Raw genomic sequence first — 14,383 nt, 5'->3', positions numbered from 1 at the left:
CATGGCATGCCGAAGCGCGGCCCGGTGCGCGGGCCGTGCGGGGCGGACCTAGATCCGTAGGACGGGGAGGAGCTCGGCGCAGCCGGCGACCGGTACGGGCGGGGCCCGGGGCGCGCCCGGCCGGGGCGCCGGGGCGGGGGTCAGCGTGGTGCGGGAGGTGCCCGGGGCGGTGAGCGGATCGGCGTGGCTGCCGGGCGCGACGGCCTCGGCGCCCTTGAGCGGGACGTCCTGCGGGCGGCAGCTGCCGCCGGTGTCACCGGATCCGGCCGCGGGCCGGGCCTCGGGGACGCGCTCGCCCCGCTCGCCGGCCGGAACGGCGGAGGCCGCCGCGGCGGGCCGCGCGGCCCGCGCGGCGCCCGTCGCCATGGGTGAGGCGGTGGCCGCCACCGCCAGGGACGGGCCGAGGACCACCGAGAGGAGGAGCAGCAGCGCGGCGACGGCCGTCGGGCGACGGTGCGACGTCATGTGCTCTCTCCTTTCGTGGGCGGGTGACCGGGCTCCCGGACGGGTCCGGGCCGCGCGCGGCCGGTCCCCCATGCTACGGGCCGGGCCGGCGTCTCCCCCGCTACGCCGTCCGTGCCGCGTCGGCCGCGACCGCCCGCAGCGCGGTCCGCTGGACGAACCAGAGGAGGGTGACGGTCGTGACGCCCATCACGGCCGCGAAGGCGAGGTGGCCCGCGGTCGAGACCACTCCCAGGCCCACCGCGGCCAGCGCCGAGTGGCAGGCGATGCGGAGCGCCACCAGGCCGAGGGCGAGCTTGCGGGTCCTCTTGCCGCGCCACAGCCGCTTGGCCAGCCGGACCCGGGAGCGGAGCACCGTCAGGGAGACGACGAGATTGACCAGGCCGGCGGCGACGATCAGCCCCAGGGCCTGCGGGTAGGCCCGGTAGAGGTCGAAGGCGGCGGACATCAGGCCCTCGAAGGCGAAGAACCACACGGGGAGCGGCTTGATCCCGCCGAGATCCGGAGCGGCGGCGTCGGCACGGGCGCCGGTCCCGGCGTCGGTACGGGTGCCGGCCGGAGCCTGGGAGGTGGCCTTCGGGGCGGGGGCGAGCGTCGCGGTGTCCATGGCAAGAAGTCTGTCGGCGGCGCGGGCCCGCGGGCAGATCCGCCGATCACCGGTCGGCGATGACTTATGTCATCGGTCCGGCGCCCCGGCGCCCGGGAACGACGAAGGCCCCTCACCATCGGTGAGAGGCCTTCGTCTGTCTGTGCGCCGCCAGGGACTCGAACCCCGGACCCGCTGATTAAGAGTCAGCTGCTCTAACCAACTGAGCTAGCGGCGCCTGCTGACAGAGATAAATATACCTGGTCCGGAGGGGTGCCCGTGACCACCCGCCGCCGGAGGCGTGATCAGAGCGCCATCGACAGCACCAGGGGAGCGGCCCGCCGGTTCAGCGTGGCGGCGGCGTGGCGCAGCCGGTGGGCGTGCGCGAGCGGGAGGGAGAGCGCGACGCAGCCCACCGCGAGTCCGGCCGTGACCGGGACGGCCGCGCAGACCGTGCCCACCGCGTACTCCTGGAGGTCGAGCACGGGGACCGTCGCGGGCTGGGCGTCGAGCTTGCGGAAGAGGATCTGCTCGTTGGTGATCGTCCGGGAGGTGAGCCGGGCGGTCTTGTGGCGCGCGAGGTGGTCGCGGCGGTCGTCGTGGTCGAGCTGGGTGAGCAGGCACTTGCCGATCGCGCTGGCGTGGGCGGCCGAGCGGAAGTCGACCCATTCGTTGACCTTCGGGGTGTGCGGGCTGTCCGCGTACTGCGTGATCCGGACCTCGCCGTCGATGTAGCGGCTGAGGTAGACGGCCGCGCCGAGGGAGTCGCGCAGCGCCGTCAGGGACTGCTGGAGCTTGCGCTGGAGCGCCTTCTGCCGGTCGCCGCCGGAGCCGAGCAGGACCAGGGCGTCACCGATCACATAGGCGCCGTCGCTCACCCGCTCCACATAGTCCTCGCGGCGGAGCATGAGCAGCAGATGGGCGAGGTGGGCGGCGGGCAGGCCGGTCTCGCGCGCGATCTGGGTTTCGGTCACACCGCCGGTGTGCTTGACGACCGTCTCCAATACGCGCAGTGCGTACTGCACCGAATGGAACGGCGCGGTCGGGTCGGGCTTGAGCGCCACGGTTTCCCCCTTGCGGGCTTTCCAGCGAGTGTCCCGCTCACCACGATAACGGCGAAAGTGTCGCTAAGGAGAGGGTGTTGAAGAGAACGGCGCCGACCTGTGAGCCGTTGTCCTGCACCGCGCCACCTTGGCATATGTCCATGTCATAGGGGGTGCGGCGGTGTGGCCGGAAAGAGCTGGCCGGAAAAGCGGAGGGAGCGGCTTGAGCGTGGGCCGGGAATAACCGGAGAGGTGCTCCGGTTGGCTTGGGGTGATCGGGGAGGCGGAGCCCGGAGACCGAGGTCCGCGCGCCCCCGAACGCTCCCGAGCGCCCCCCTTGGGCGGCGCCGCGCGACCGCGAACGAGCCGAAGAACGAGGAAGGCGGACCCACCGTGGCCGAGGTACAGGACGACACCATCCGGGGCACGGCCCTGGGCAGCGCCCCCGTGCCGCTGTCCGTGCTGGACCTGGCGACCGTCGGCAGCGGCCGGACCGCCCGGCAGGCGCTCGGCACCACCGTGGAGCTCGCCCGGCTCGCCGAGCGCAGGGGCTACCACCGCTTCTGGGTCGCCGAGCACCACTCCATGCCCGGCATCGCCAGCTCCTCCCCCGCCGTGGTCCTGGCCCACCTCGCCGCCCACACCGACCGGATCCGGCTCGGCTCGGGCGGGGTGATGCTGCCCAACCACGCGCCGCTGGTCATCGCCGAGCAGTTCGGCACCCTGGAGGCGCTCGCGCCCCGGCGCGTCGACCTCGGGCTCGGCCGCGCGCCGGGCACGGACGGCGCCACCGCCGCGGCCCTGCGCCGGACCGACCGGCTCCACGAGGGGGCCGACGAATTCCCGCAGCAGCTCGCCGAGCTCACCCGCTTCCTGGACGACGACTTCCCCGACGGCCACCCCTACGCCCGTATCCACGCCGTGCCCGGCCCCGTCCAGGGCCGCGTCCCCGGCGGCGTCCAGCGGGCCGACCGCCCGTCCGTCTGGCTGCTGGGCTCCTCCGGCTTCAGCGCGCGGCTCGCCGGCGCGCTCGGCCTCCCCTTCTCCTTCGCGCACCACTTCTCGGCGGCCAACACCGTCCCCGCGCTCCAGCTCTACCGCGACTCCTTCCGGCCCTCCGAGGTCCTCGACCGCCCGTACGCCAAGATCGGCGTGCAGGCCTTCGCGGCCGACGACGCCGAGGAGGCCCGCCGCCAGGTCCTCACCGGCGCGCTCGCGATGCTGCGGCTGCGCCGCGGCCGGCCGGGCCTGGTCCCGACGCCCGAGGAGGCCGCGGCCCACGAGTACGGCCCCGCCGAGCGGGACTTCGTCGACGAGTGGCTGGGCAACGTCGTCCACGGCACGCCCGACGAGGTGCGCGGCGGACTGGACGCGCTGGTGAAGCGGACGGGCGCCGACGAACTGATGATCACGACCAACGCGCACGACCCCGCGGCGCGGCTGCGCAGCTACGGGCTCATCGCCGACACGTACGGGCTGCCGGACGCCTGACGGCGGCGGCCCGGCCGTCTCCGCCGGTTCCTACGGGGGTGGGGCCGGCGGGTCCCGCCGCCCCCCTTCTTTCCACCGGGGGCGGCGGGACGTCCCTCAGGGCCTCAGGGCCGCACGCCCGGCGCGCCGAGCAGGGCGGAGATCGTGTCGGGGGGCACCGGGCGGGAGTAGAACCAGCCCTGGCCGGTGTCGCAGCCGATCCGGCCCAGCCGCTCCGCCTGCTCCGCGCTCTCCACGCACTCGGCCGTGACCTTGATGCCGAGCCGGTGCGCGAGCTGGACGAGCGCCTCGACGATCGTCTCGTCCGCCGGGTTCGGCGGCTCCTCCGAGTGGAAGCCCCGGACGAAGGAGCCGTCGAGCTTCAGGGTGGAGACCGGCAGCCGGCTGAGGTAGGCGAGGTTGGAGTAGCCGGTGCCGAAGTCGTCGATGGCGATGGCCACGCCCATGTCGCTGAGCTGCTGGAGCTGCTGGAGCGGCCGGCCGGCCGAGCCCATCACGGCCGACTCGGTGAGCTCCAGCTGGAGCAGGCGCGGCGGCAGACCGGTCTCGGTGAGGATCGCCGCCACGTCCGCGACCAGGTCGGAGTCCCACACCTGCCGCACGGCCACATTGACACTGACCACGATCGGCTCGGCGGGGTGGGACAGCTGCCAGCGCCGCGCCTGGCGGCAGGCCGTGGCCAGCACCCAGCGGCCGAGCGGGACGATCGCGCCGGTCTCCTCGGCCAGCCCGATGAACCGGTTCGGCGCCAGCATCCCGAACTGCGGGTGGTGCCAGCGCACCAGCGCCTCCACGCCCCGCACGACGCCGTCGCCCAGGCCCACCAGCGGCTGGTACTGAAGGACGAACTCGTTCCGCTCGACCGCCGGCCGCAGCGTGCTGGACAGGGCCTGACGGGTCATCCGGTGGGCGTTGCGCTCGGGGTCGAAGAGCGTCCAGCGGGCCTTGCCGTCCGCCTTCGCCCAGTACAGCGTGGTGTCGGCGGCCTGCATCAGCTCGGTGGCGTGGGTGCCGGCGGCCGGGCGCTCGACGACGCCGATGCTCGCCGACACCGCCAGCCGGTGGCCCGCCACGTCGAACGGCCGCTGGAGCGCGGCCTGGACGCAGCCGGCGAGGTCGACGAGCTGCTGGGTGCCGGTGGAGTTCTCGACCAGCAGCGCGAACTCGTCGCCGCCCAGCCGGGCGACCAGGTGGCCGCCGGGCGCCGCGCACTCGGAGAGCCGTCTGGCCACCGCCCCCAGCAGCCGGTCGCCGGCCCGGTGGCCGAGGGTGTCGTTGATGGCCTTGAAGCCGTCGAGGTCCAGATAGCAGAGGCCGATCCGGCCGCTGCCCCGGCCCTCGGCCGCCGTGGTCAGCGCCGTGGTCAGCCGCTCGAAGAACAGGCTGCGGTTGGGCAGCCGGGTCACGGGGTCGTGCATCCGCAGATGCCGCAGCCGGGCCCGCAGATCGCGCCGGTCGCTGATGTCGGCGACCGACAGGAGGGTGTCGCAGCTGTCCGGCAGCGGGGTGACGATCACCTCCGCCCAGACGCCCTGGCGGCCGCCGCGCCGCTTCAGCCGCCGGGTGCAGTGCAGCCGCTCCCGGCGGCCGAGCAGCACCTCGCGGTACGCGGTCCAGGTGCGCGGGTCCTCGCGCAGCCCGGTGAAGTCGGCGGCCGGGGCGTCGGCGAGCCGGGCCGGATCGGTGCCCAGCAGCTCGCCGAGCGCGTGGTTGGCGCTACGCACCAGGCCGTCGCGGCCCACCACGGCCATGGCGAGCTGGGCGGCGTTGAAGGCGGCACGGAAATCACTTGATTCGTTACGTTGCGTGACCACAGTAGGCGTCGAGCCGGGCATGCCGCCCTGGCCGTCGAGGGTTCCGCTCACCGCTCGCTCCCGCATGGCATTCGTTCCGCACTGGCTTCGTAAGGGTCTCGTGGATCTCGTACGCGTGGCCGGACGGGGGCGTACGGCCACCTGCCCGGGGAATCCGTGCTGGAAATGTGGCGATCATAGGGCGCTGCTGCGGACCGTTCCAGCGGCCCGGCCCGCAGCACCCCGGTCGCCTTCTCCCGTTTGTCCATTTCTGCACGACCGTGCGCGCCCCTGGCTGAGCCTGTTGTGTGGCGCCATGTCGATTGACCATCAGTGACTGAGTGTGATGTACCCAGAAGTCGGCTTAGTCACTCGACCGGGGTAACGGAACAGGGCATATCACCACAGAACCACTGAGGGTGGATGAGGTGTCCCGAATCCGTCCCGGGAGGTCGACGTGGTGCGTCCGCAGACACCCATGGGAGTGGACCGGTCACGGCTGCGCCGCTTCGGCGCCGTGGTGACCTCTCTCTGCGCGATCGCCACGACCGTCGTCGCGGTCCCCGCGCGGGCCGCCGGGCCGGGCGGCCCCTGCGCGCTGCCGCGCAGCCAGGCCCACCACTCCGAGGGGCTCGACAGCTGGAACCCCGCCTATCCACGGCCCGCCGGCCGGCTCGACGCCGTGATGATCTTCCTGTCCTTCCCGGACGCCCGCCCCCAGGTGGAGCCCGACCGGCTCGCGGCCGACCACTTCCCCGGCACCACCCGCTTCTTCGACCGGGCCTCCTACGGGCGCTTCGCCCTGCACGCCCACCCCCAGAAGCGCTGGCTGCGGATGCCCCGCTCGGCCGCCTCGTACCGCATACAGCGCGACTGGGACAGCGAGCAGCGCTCCCAGTACCTGCGGGACGCCATCGCCGCGGCCGACGCCGAGGTGGACTTCAGCCGCTACGACCTCGTCTATCTGGTCGCCGACCCGGACGCCCCGGGCGTGGACTCCGACGCGACCAAGGTCGTCAACCTCGACCGCCCGCTGATGGCCGACGGCACGGCGCTGCGCCGCGTCGTCACCGTCTTCGAGCGGCACCCGCCCGACCGCAACGTCCTCGCCCACGAGACCGGGCACGTCATGGACCTGCCCGACCTCTACCACCGGCCCACGGACGGAAAGGGCGACTGGGACACCCATGTCGGGGACTGGGACCTCATGGGCAGCCAGTTCGGGCTGGCCTCGGACCCCTTCGGCTGGCACAAGTGGAAGCTGGGCTGGCTCTCCTCCGCCCAGGTCGCCTGCGTCCGCGAGCCCGGCAGCAGTCTGCACACCCTCCAGCCGCTGGAGACGCCGATGCTGCCGGGCGGCGACGCCCGTACCCGGATGGTGGTGGTCCGTACGGGCCCGGAGAGCGCCGTCGCCATCGAGGCCCGCGCGGCGTACGGCAACGACTCCGCCACCTGCACCGAGGGCGTGCTGGTCTACCGGGTGCTGAGCGACACGCCCTCCGGCGGCGGGCCGGTCCAGGTGCTGGACGGGCACCCGGGGCGGCAGGCCTGCTGGGGCGAGTCGGTCTACCCGGCGCTGGCGGACGCCCCGCTGGGCGTCGGGGAGTCCCTGACCTCGGAGGAGGACAAGGTCCGGGTGACGGTGCGGGGCCGGACGGCGGGCGGCTCCTGGACGGTCGGGGTGACCCGGCGCCGCTAGAAGCAGAACGACCGAGGGCCTCCCACCATTGGTGGGAGGCCCTCGGTCTGTCTGTGCGCCGCCAGGGACTCGAACCCCGGACCCGCTGATTAAGAGTCAGCTGCTCTAACCAACTGAGCTAGCGGCGCCTGCTGACGTGGAAGACTTTAGCACCCTGATCCGGTGGAACGAAAATCCATACGTTTCAGCGGGGCGAAAGCGGGCTCGTGCTGGTCACAGGGGTGGGGGTGGGTGACTGGGCGGCCGGACGGTCGAGCGGCCGGGCGCCCGGGGCGGGGGGCTCGGGCACCGCCGGGGCGGCCTCGGCGGCCGTGCGGGCGACCCGCACACAGGCCCACAGCAGTACCTCGGCGTCGGGCAGCCAGGGGTGGCGGACCTCCGGAGCGACCAGCCAGCGGGAGGCGGGCGGCACCGGCTCGTCCTCGCCCTGCGGGTAGAGCGGGGGGAGGGTCACCGCGTCGCCCGTGCCGTGGCACAGCAGCGGGGGCATCGCGCGCGCCCACTCCTCCCAGCCGAGCAGCGCGGGCAGCCGCTGGGCGGTGCCGGGGGCGGCGAAGAGCAGCAGCCGGCCGCGCTGCACGGCGACCGGGCCGGAGCCGGGGCCGTCGGCCCATAACCGGTCGAGCACCCGGCGGCCGAAGAGCGCGGGGACGCCGACGACGTCGAAGACGGTGCCGCAGGGCAGCACGATCGGCGCGGCGGGGTTGTCGGCCCACAGGGCGTGCACGCTGCGCGGGAACCGGCTGGCGGACGCGAGCCAGTCGGCGCCGGCGAGGGTGACGTACGCGGCGGCGGGCGGCTGCGTACGGGGTCCGGGCGGGCCGGAACGGCGCTGGGCGGGGATCCTGGGCCGCTGCGGCAGGGCGGCCCGGGTGGGGAGGTCGGGGGCGAAGGGGTGCGCGGTGGGAAAGGAGCGCGAGGCGGGGAAGGGGGCGACGGGCGCGACAGGGGCGGCGGGAAGAGGCGGGGAGGGGAGGGCGGCGGTGGGGAGGGAGGGGCGCGGATCGTGCGGCCAGGAGCTCATGACCACCATGTTCCGGGGCGGCACCCCGCCCGCTCGCGGTAGTTACCGGAATTCGGGACACGGGCGCCGGTGGTGCGCTATCTTCCGCCGCGCATATGCCAAAGGCCCATGGTCGGAGGTCCTCACTCCGGGCGCTCCGGGCTCCCCGGGGCCTCCCGGGCCCCTCTTTTCCCTCCCGGCCCTCCCCCGGGCCGTCCGCGGCCACCCCGGGCGCCCTCCCCGGCCCACGGCCCCGTCCGGCCTCACTCCACCGTGCGGCTGCCCCGCAGCAGGTCACGGCCGAATTCGACCATCTTCTTCGTGTAGTCCTCGCTCCACTCGGCACGCTCCGCGATCACGGCGGTCGGCAGCCGGTCGAAGCGCCGGGGGTCGGCGAGCTGTGCGGCGGCCACCGCCTGGAACTCGGTCGCCCGGTCGGCCGCGGCACGGAAGGCCAGCGCCAGCTCGGTGGAGCGGGCCAGCAGCTCACGCGGGTCCTCGATGGACTCCAGGTCGAAGAAGTGCTCGGGATCGGCGACGGCCTCGGGCGGCTCGAAGAGCAGCTGCGCGGGCTTCAGGCGGCGCGGACCACTGTCGCGCGCGCCGGGAGCCGGCTTCGGCTCGCACATGTACATACCTCCAGGATCGTCTGCACCGCCCTCCATTGTCCTGCTCCCCGCAAGGGCGCCCACGGGGCGGGGGGCGGGTGCCCGGGGGTGCGCCCCGGTCAGCGGACGCGGCCGTACAGGTTCGGGTTGTAGTACGAGAACGTCGAGATGCGGACCTTGCGGCCGGGCCGCGGCGCCTCGATGTAGCGACCGCCGCCCAGATAGATCGCGGCGTGGTGGATCCCGGAGATCCGGCCGTTGTTCGTCCAGAACACCAGGTCCCCGCGGCGCAGCGCGCTCCGGGTGATCCGGACGGTGGCGCGGTACTGGTCCGCCGCGATCCGCGGCAGCCGGACGCCGGCCCGGCGGTAGGCCTGCTGGATGAGCCCGGAGCAGTCCCAGCGGCGCGGGCCGGTGCCGCCGAGGACGTACGGGTCGCCGATGTGGGCCAGCGCGAAGCTGATCGCGGCCTCCAGGTCGTGGCCACGGGTGACCGGCGGCCTCGGGGCGGGCTTCCCCGGCCCCTGCGGCTTCGGCGTCGCGCCGTCCGGCGGCTTCGGCGTCAGGGCGTCCGCCGGCCGGGTGGGCTGGCGCGCTTCCTCGGTCCCCCGGCCGGCGACCGGCGGGAGCTTGAGCGAGGGGTCCTTCAGGGCCGGGTCCTCCAGGACCACGTCCGGGTCCCGGCCGGGCGTCTCGGGCGCCACGCCCGGGATGACCGGCGTGGCCGGCACGGCGTTCTGGTCCGGGCCGATGAAGCTGCCGGACTGCTCCAGGGCGACCGAGGTCACGCCCCCGCCCGTGCCGCTGCCCGTGCCACTGCCCGTGCCATCGGCCGGGGTCCCCGTCGCGGTGCCGGCCGGGACGGCCACCGCACCGGCCGCTTCGCCGGTCCCGGTGGCGGCGGGCGTGGCGGCCGCCGTCCCCTCACCGCCGCCGGGCCCGGTCTGCGCCTGCTGGGTCTGCTGCCCCTGGGCCGCGGGCCCGGGGTCCAGGCCGGGCCCGGGGTCGCGGGGCCGCGCTCCCGCGGGCACCGCCCCCGCCGGTACGGGCCCCACCGGCCCGAACCCGGCCAGCACCAGGGCGCCCACCGCGGCCATGACCAGGCCCCGGACGGCACACCGGCGGCGACCGCCGGGCACCCCCTCGGTGGATCCCGTAGTCCGCACGGCGCAGCTGCCTCCCCTCGGGGTCGGGGCACAGCTTCTCAACCGCGCGTACCAGCTTCATGTCATGAAATGCACTTTTTGCACGATTCAGCCGAGTGGATGGTCAGGAGCACCCGCCAGGATCAGGTAGAGTTTTCTCTGTCAGCAGGCGCCGCTAGCTCAGTTGGTTAGAGCAGCTGACTCTTAATCAGCGGGTCCGGGGTTCGAGTCCCTGGCGGCGCACAGACAGAGTGAAGACCCTCTCACCACTGGTGAGGGGGTCTTCCTCGTTCTTACGGCACACGCGAACACTTCACCCCCATTCGTACGCCTCTCCGACCAGCGCACCGCTTTGCCCGGTAAACACCTTGTTTCACCCTTGCGATCATGAGCCGCGGTCGGAGATCCTGAACCGGGAGCGATCGCCCAACGTCATTCTGTGAGCAATGAGTTGGGGTGGCGCCGGGGGGGGCCGGTGCCCTTGGGTCCGTACGGCCGAGGGGGGCCGCCAGGACTCATGGACCGACTGACACACGCGGTCAGTATGTGTGCGGGGGGAATGACTCATGACGTCCACGCCTGCCGGCGCCCGGCGGCAGTCCGCTCAGAAACCTGCGGTGCCGGCACCGCCGCGCCCGCCGGGCCTGCCCGGCGGCGTGCCGCTCCAGCCCGGCCCCGGCCGGGCCTCCACGCCGCCCCGGCCGTCACAGCCGCCCCTGCCGCCACCGCCGTCACAGCCGCCCGGCAGAGAGCGCCCCCGGTTCGACTACGAGCACTACAGCCGGCTGGCCGGCCCGCTGACCGAGCCGGATCCCGACCGCCCCTACCGGGTGCGCTACCGCAGCCTGCTGGCGGACGAGACGCACCGCGTCCTCGGCGCCCTGCTGCTCGGGGCCGCCCCCGTCGTCTCGCTGGGGCTGCTGGTGTGGCTGATGCAGCCCGCCCACTGGACCCACCGCGATCACGCCACCACGCTGATGCGGGTGCTGGACGGCGTGATGCTGGTGTCGATCGGGCTGATCGAGCTCTTCCGCACGCTGAACGTCACGTCCAACGCCCATGCGACGCTCGTCGCGCGCGATCCGGTCCCGGTCGTCCCGGAGACCGGCACCAAGGTCGCCTTCCTCACCTCGTTCGTGCCCGGCAAGGAGCCGATCGAGATGGTCACCCGCACCCTGGAGGCGGCCGTCCGGCTGCGCCACCGCGGCCCGCTGCACGTCTGGCTGCTCGACGAGGGCGACGACCCCGAGGTCAAGGAGGTCTGCCGGCGGCTCGGCGTCCACCACTTCTCCCGCAAGGGCGTCGAGAAGTGGAACCAGCCGAAGGGCCCGCACCGGGCCCGCACCAAACACGGCAACTACAACGCCTGGCTCGACGCACACGGCGACGACTACGACTTCTTCGCCTCCGTCGACACCGACCACGTGCCGCTGCCCAACTTCCTGGAGCGGATGCTCGGATACTTCCGTGACCCCGATATCGCGTTTGTCGTTGGACCACAGGTGTACGGGAACTACGATGCGGCCGTGACCAAGGCCGCCGAAAGCCAGCAGTTCCTTTTCCACGCCCTGATCCAACGCGCCGGGAACCGCTATGGCGCACCCATGTTCGTCGGCACCAACAACGCCGTCCGCATCCGCGCCCTGAAGAGCATCGGCGGCCTCTACGACTCCATCACCGAGGACATGGCCACCGGCTTCGAGCTGCACCGGCACCGCAATCCCGCCACCGGTCACAAATGGCGCTCGGTCTACACCCCGGACGTCCTCGCGGTCGGCGAGGGTCCCAACGCCTGGACCGACTTCTTCACCCAGCAGCTGCGTTGGTCGCGCGGCACGTACGAAACCATTATCAAGCAGTTCTGGAAAGGCCCCTTCACCCTCACCCCGGGCAAATTCCTCAACTACAGCCTGATGGTCATCTATTATCCGATGACCGCACTCAACTGGATGCTGGGCGCCTTGAGCTGCGCGCTTTTCCTGGGGCTCGGCGCCTCCGGGATCCAGATCAATTCCGAGATCTGGATGATGCTCTACAGCGATGCCGCCGCCCTCCAGATCGGCCTCTACATCTGGAACCGCCGGCACAATGTCTCGCCGCACGAACCGGAGGGCTCGGGCGGGCTGGCCGGCATGGTGATGTCCGCACTGTCCGCGCCGATCTACGCCCGCTCGCTGCTCGACGCGGTGCTCCGGCGCAAGAGCGGCTTCGTGGTCACACCCAAGGGCGACTCGGCCAGCCCCGACACCCTCTTCGGCACCTTCCGCATCCACCTGTTCTTCCTGCTGGTGTTCGGCGGCTCGCTCGTGGCCTCCTTCTGGCTCGGCCACACCCACGTCGCGATGCGCACCTGGGCGTCACTGGCCCTCGTGATCACCCTGGCGCCGATCCTCGCGTGGTGCTGGACGCTGCGCCGTCCCGAGCAAGCCGTGGAGGCCCGCCGATGAACTACCGGCGCTACCGTGTCAGCCGCCGCACCCGCCGCATGGCGGTCGGGTCGGCGGTCGTGCTCGTCCTGGCGGGGATGAACGGGCCGGCGATCTGGGGCTACGCCTCCGACCAGTACCACGAGTACAAGATCAATCAGCCGGGGTACAAGGAGAAGAACGGCCACTGGACCGTCGTCGACGTCCCCGAGGAATACCGGATCAACACGATCCACGCGGCCCTGCTGCACACCGGCAAGATCCTGCTGATCGCCGGCTCCGGGAACAACGCCGCCAACTTCAAGGCCAAGTCCTTCCGCACGGTCCTCTGGGACCCGGTGAAGAACAGCTTCAAGAACGTCCCCACCCCCAAGGACCTCTTCTGCGCCGGCCACACCCAGCTGCCCGACGGCAAGCTCCTGGTCGCCGGCGGCACCCAGCGCTACGAGAAGCTGGGCGGCGACGTCACCAAGGCCGGCGGCCTGATGGTCGTCCACAACGAGGACCCCGACAAGCCGATGACCCTGCCCGCGGGCACCCGGTTCACCGGCAAGAAGAACGGCAAGACGTTCGAGTCCAAGGACCCCGTGCTCGTCCCCCGCGCCAAGAAGACGCAGGACGAGGAGACCCGCAAGGTGACCGTCACGGTCAGCACCGCGCGCGTCTATGTGGAAGCCCTGGGCAAGGGCCATGAGTACGAGACCGGGCTCACGGACAACTACAGCGTCCGCGGCCTCAAGGGCACCGACGCCCGGAACATCTACGGCATCGCCAACAAACTCTCCTTCGACAAGAAGGACTTCCAGGGCATCAAGGACTCCTACGAGTTCGACCCGGTCGCCGAGCGCTACGTCACGGTCGACCCGATGAACGAGGCCCGCTGGTACCCCACGCTGACCACCCTCCAGGACGGCAGGGTGCTGTCCGTCTCCGGCCTCGACGAGATCGGCCAGGTCGTCCCGGGCAAGAACGAGATCTACGACCCGAAGACCAAGAAGTGGACGTACCTCCCCAAGGAGCGGTTCTTCCCGACCTACCCGGCCCTCTTCCTCACCGACAAGGGCCGGATCTTCTACACCGGCTCCAACGCGGGCTACGGCCCGGCCGACAAGGGCCGCGTCCCGGGCGTCTGGGATCTGACGAGCAACGACTTCACCGAGGTGCCGGGCATGAGCGACCCGGACGTCCTGGAGACCTCGATGTCGGTCCTGCTCCCGCCCGCCCAGGACCAGCGGTACATGGTCCTCGGCGGCGGCGGCGTGGGCGAGGACAAGAAGTCCACGGCGAAGACCCGCATCGTCGACCTGCGCGCCGCGCAGCCGCGCTTCCGCGACGGCCCCGACCTCTACGCCAAGGCCCGCTACCCCAGCAGCGTCATCCTCCCCGACGACACCGTGCTCACCACCAACGGCTCGGGCGACTACCGCGGGCGCAGCGACTCCAACGTCCTCCGGGCCGAGATCTACGACCCGGGGAAGAACCGCGGGCACGCGGTCGCCGACCCGCTGGTCGGCCGCAACTACCACTCCGGCGCGCTGCTGCTGCCCGACGGCAGGGTGATGACCTTCGGCTCCGACTCCCTCTTCGGGGACAAGGCCAACAGCAAGCCCGCCACGTTCGAGCAGCAGATCGACCTCTACACCCCGCCCTACCTCCACCAGGGCGGCAAGCGCCCCGAGATCAAGGACACCGCGCCGCGGACGGTGGAGCTGGGCGGGAAGACGAAGCTCCGCACGGTGCAGAAGCGGCCGCTGGCGAAGGTGCGGCTGATCCGGCCGGGGTCGTTCACGCACGTCACCAACATCGAACAGCGTTCCATCGCGCTGGACTTCACGCGTGAGGCGGACGGGGTGTCGGTGACGCTGCCGAAGGACTCCTCGCTGGTGCCGCCGGGGTGGTACATGCTGACGGTCGTGGACGACCGGGGGGTGCCGGCGGAGGCGGTGTGGGTGCGGGTGCCGAAGGCCGAGGGGGAGGCCGCGGCGAAGACGGACGGGAAGGGGGCGGGCGAGGAGTCCGAGGAGGAGTCGGAGGAGGAGTAAGCGGGCCCTGCGGGCGGCTTTTCCCCAGCCCCGCCCCTTCCCGATACCGGGGGCGAGCCCCCGGACCCCGGCCGCGCTGACGCGC

The 14,383-nt window shown here is 72.6% G+C and carries 11 protein-coding genes and 3 tRNA genes; 5 read left to right on the top strand and 9 right to left on the bottom strand.

Features of this window, described 5'->3' with window-relative positions:
* Positions 1-48: 48 nt before the first annotated feature.
* From SMD11_RS21590 to SMD11_RS21575, 4 genes are all read right to left on the bottom strand, one after another.
* A complete protein-coding gene (locus SMD11_RS21590; RefSeq protein WP_087928004.1) occupies positions 49-465 on the bottom strand; it encodes a hypothetical protein in 417 nt (138 codons plus the stop codon).
* 100 nt (positions 466-565) lie between these two features.
* The gene (locus tag SMD11_RS21585) at positions 566-1,069 is read right to left on the bottom strand and encodes a hypothetical protein (RefSeq protein WP_234366117.1); all 504 of its coding nucleotides are present in this window, start codon (positions 1,067-1,069) and stop codon (positions 566-568) included.
* A 143-nt stretch (positions 1,070-1,212) separates the two neighbouring features.
* Positions 1,213-1,286: transfer RNA gene (locus SMD11_RS21580), tRNA-Lys, on the bottom strand.
* Between the two features lie 67 nt (positions 1,287-1,353).
* Positions 1,354-2,112, bottom strand: a complete 759-nt coding sequence (locus SMD11_RS21575) for an IclR family transcriptional regulator (RefSeq protein WP_087928003.1) — start codon at positions 2,110-2,112, stop codon at positions 1,354-1,356.
* A gap of 372 nt (positions 2,113-2,484) precedes the next feature.
* On the opposite strand from SMD11_RS21575, the gene SMD11_RS21570 reads away from it, so the two are divergent.
* Positions 2,485-3,582 (top strand): LLM class flavin-dependent oxidoreductase, encoded by a 1,098-nt coding sequence (locus SMD11_RS21570; protein ID WP_087928002.1) that lies wholly within the window; start codon positions 2,485-2,487, stop codon positions 3,580-3,582.
* Positions 3,583-3,686: 104 nt separating this feature from the next.
* Here SMD11_RS21570 and SMD11_RS21565 read toward each other — a convergent pair whose 3' ends face one another.
* Positions 3,687-5,417 (bottom strand): putative bifunctional diguanylate cyclase/phosphodiesterase, encoded by a 1,731-nt coding sequence (locus tag SMD11_RS21565; RefSeq protein WP_087930653.1) that lies wholly within the window; start codon positions 5,415-5,417, stop codon positions 3,687-3,689.
* A 436-nt stretch (positions 5,418-5,853) separates the two neighbouring features.
* On the opposite strand from SMD11_RS21565, the gene SMD11_RS21560 reads away from it, so the two are divergent.
* Positions 5,854-7,074 carry a M6 family metalloprotease domain-containing protein gene (locus tag SMD11_RS21560; RefSeq protein ID WP_087928001.1) on the top strand — a complete coding sequence of 407 codons (1,221 nt, stop codon included), beginning with the start codon at positions 5,854-5,856 and terminating at the stop codon, positions 7,072-7,074.
* 54 nt (positions 7,075-7,128) lie between these two features.
* On the opposite strand, the gene SMD11_RS21555 is transcribed toward SMD11_RS21560, so the two are convergent.
* From SMD11_RS21555 to SMD11_RS21540, 4 genes are all read right to left on the bottom strand, one after another.
* A tRNA-Lys gene (locus SMD11_RS21555) sits at positions 7,129-7,202 on the bottom strand.
* A 56-nt stretch (positions 7,203-7,258) separates the two neighbouring features.
* Positions 7,259-7,918 carry a bifunctional DNA primase/polymerase gene (locus SMD11_RS21550; RefSeq protein WP_199844080.1) on the bottom strand — a complete coding sequence of 220 codons (660 nt, stop codon included), beginning with the start codon at positions 7,916-7,918 and terminating at the stop codon, positions 7,259-7,261.
* Positions 7,919-8,340: 422 nt separating this feature from the next.
* Positions 8,341-8,706: a hypothetical protein gene (locus tag SMD11_RS21545; RefSeq protein ID WP_087930651.1), complete on the bottom strand. Its 366-nt coding sequence runs from the start codon at positions 8,704-8,706 to the stop codon at positions 8,341-8,343.
* Between the two features lie 98 nt (positions 8,707-8,804).
* Complete coding sequence (locus SMD11_RS21540; protein ID WP_159395340.1) at positions 8,805-9,851, bottom strand: C40 family peptidase; 1,047 nt, start codon at positions 9,849-9,851, stop codon at positions 8,805-8,807.
* Positions 9,852-9,999: 148 nt separating this feature from the next.
* On the opposite strand from SMD11_RS21540, the gene SMD11_RS21535 reads away from it, so the two are divergent.
* The 3 genes from SMD11_RS21535 (at position 10,000) to SMD11_RS21525 (ending at position 14,298) form a co-directional block, all read left to right on the top strand.
* Positions 10,000-10,073 (top strand) — tRNA-Lys (locus SMD11_RS21535).
* A 323-nt stretch (positions 10,074-10,396) separates the two neighbouring features.
* Entirely contained in the window at positions 10,397-12,277 is a 1,881-nt protein-coding gene (locus SMD11_RS21530; protein ID WP_234366116.1) for a glycosyltransferase, read from the top strand.
* The gene (locus SMD11_RS21525) at positions 12,274-14,298 is read left to right on the top strand and encodes a kelch motif-containing protein (RefSeq protein ID WP_087927999.1); all 2,025 of its coding nucleotides are present in this window, start codon (positions 12,274-12,276) and stop codon (positions 14,296-14,298) included. The genes SMD11_RS21530 and SMD11_RS21525 overlap by 4 nt, the downstream gene beginning before the upstream one ends.
* The last annotated feature ends 85 nt before the right edge of the window (positions 14,299-14,383 follow it).

It is taken from the genome of Streptomyces albireticuli, assembly GCF_002192455.1.
In the GTDB taxonomy this organism is placed as follows: domain Bacteria; phylum Actinomycetota; class Actinomycetes; order Streptomycetales; family Streptomycetaceae; genus Streptomyces; species Streptomyces albireticuli_B.
This window is presented reverse-complemented; position numbering and strand designations above follow the sequence as displayed.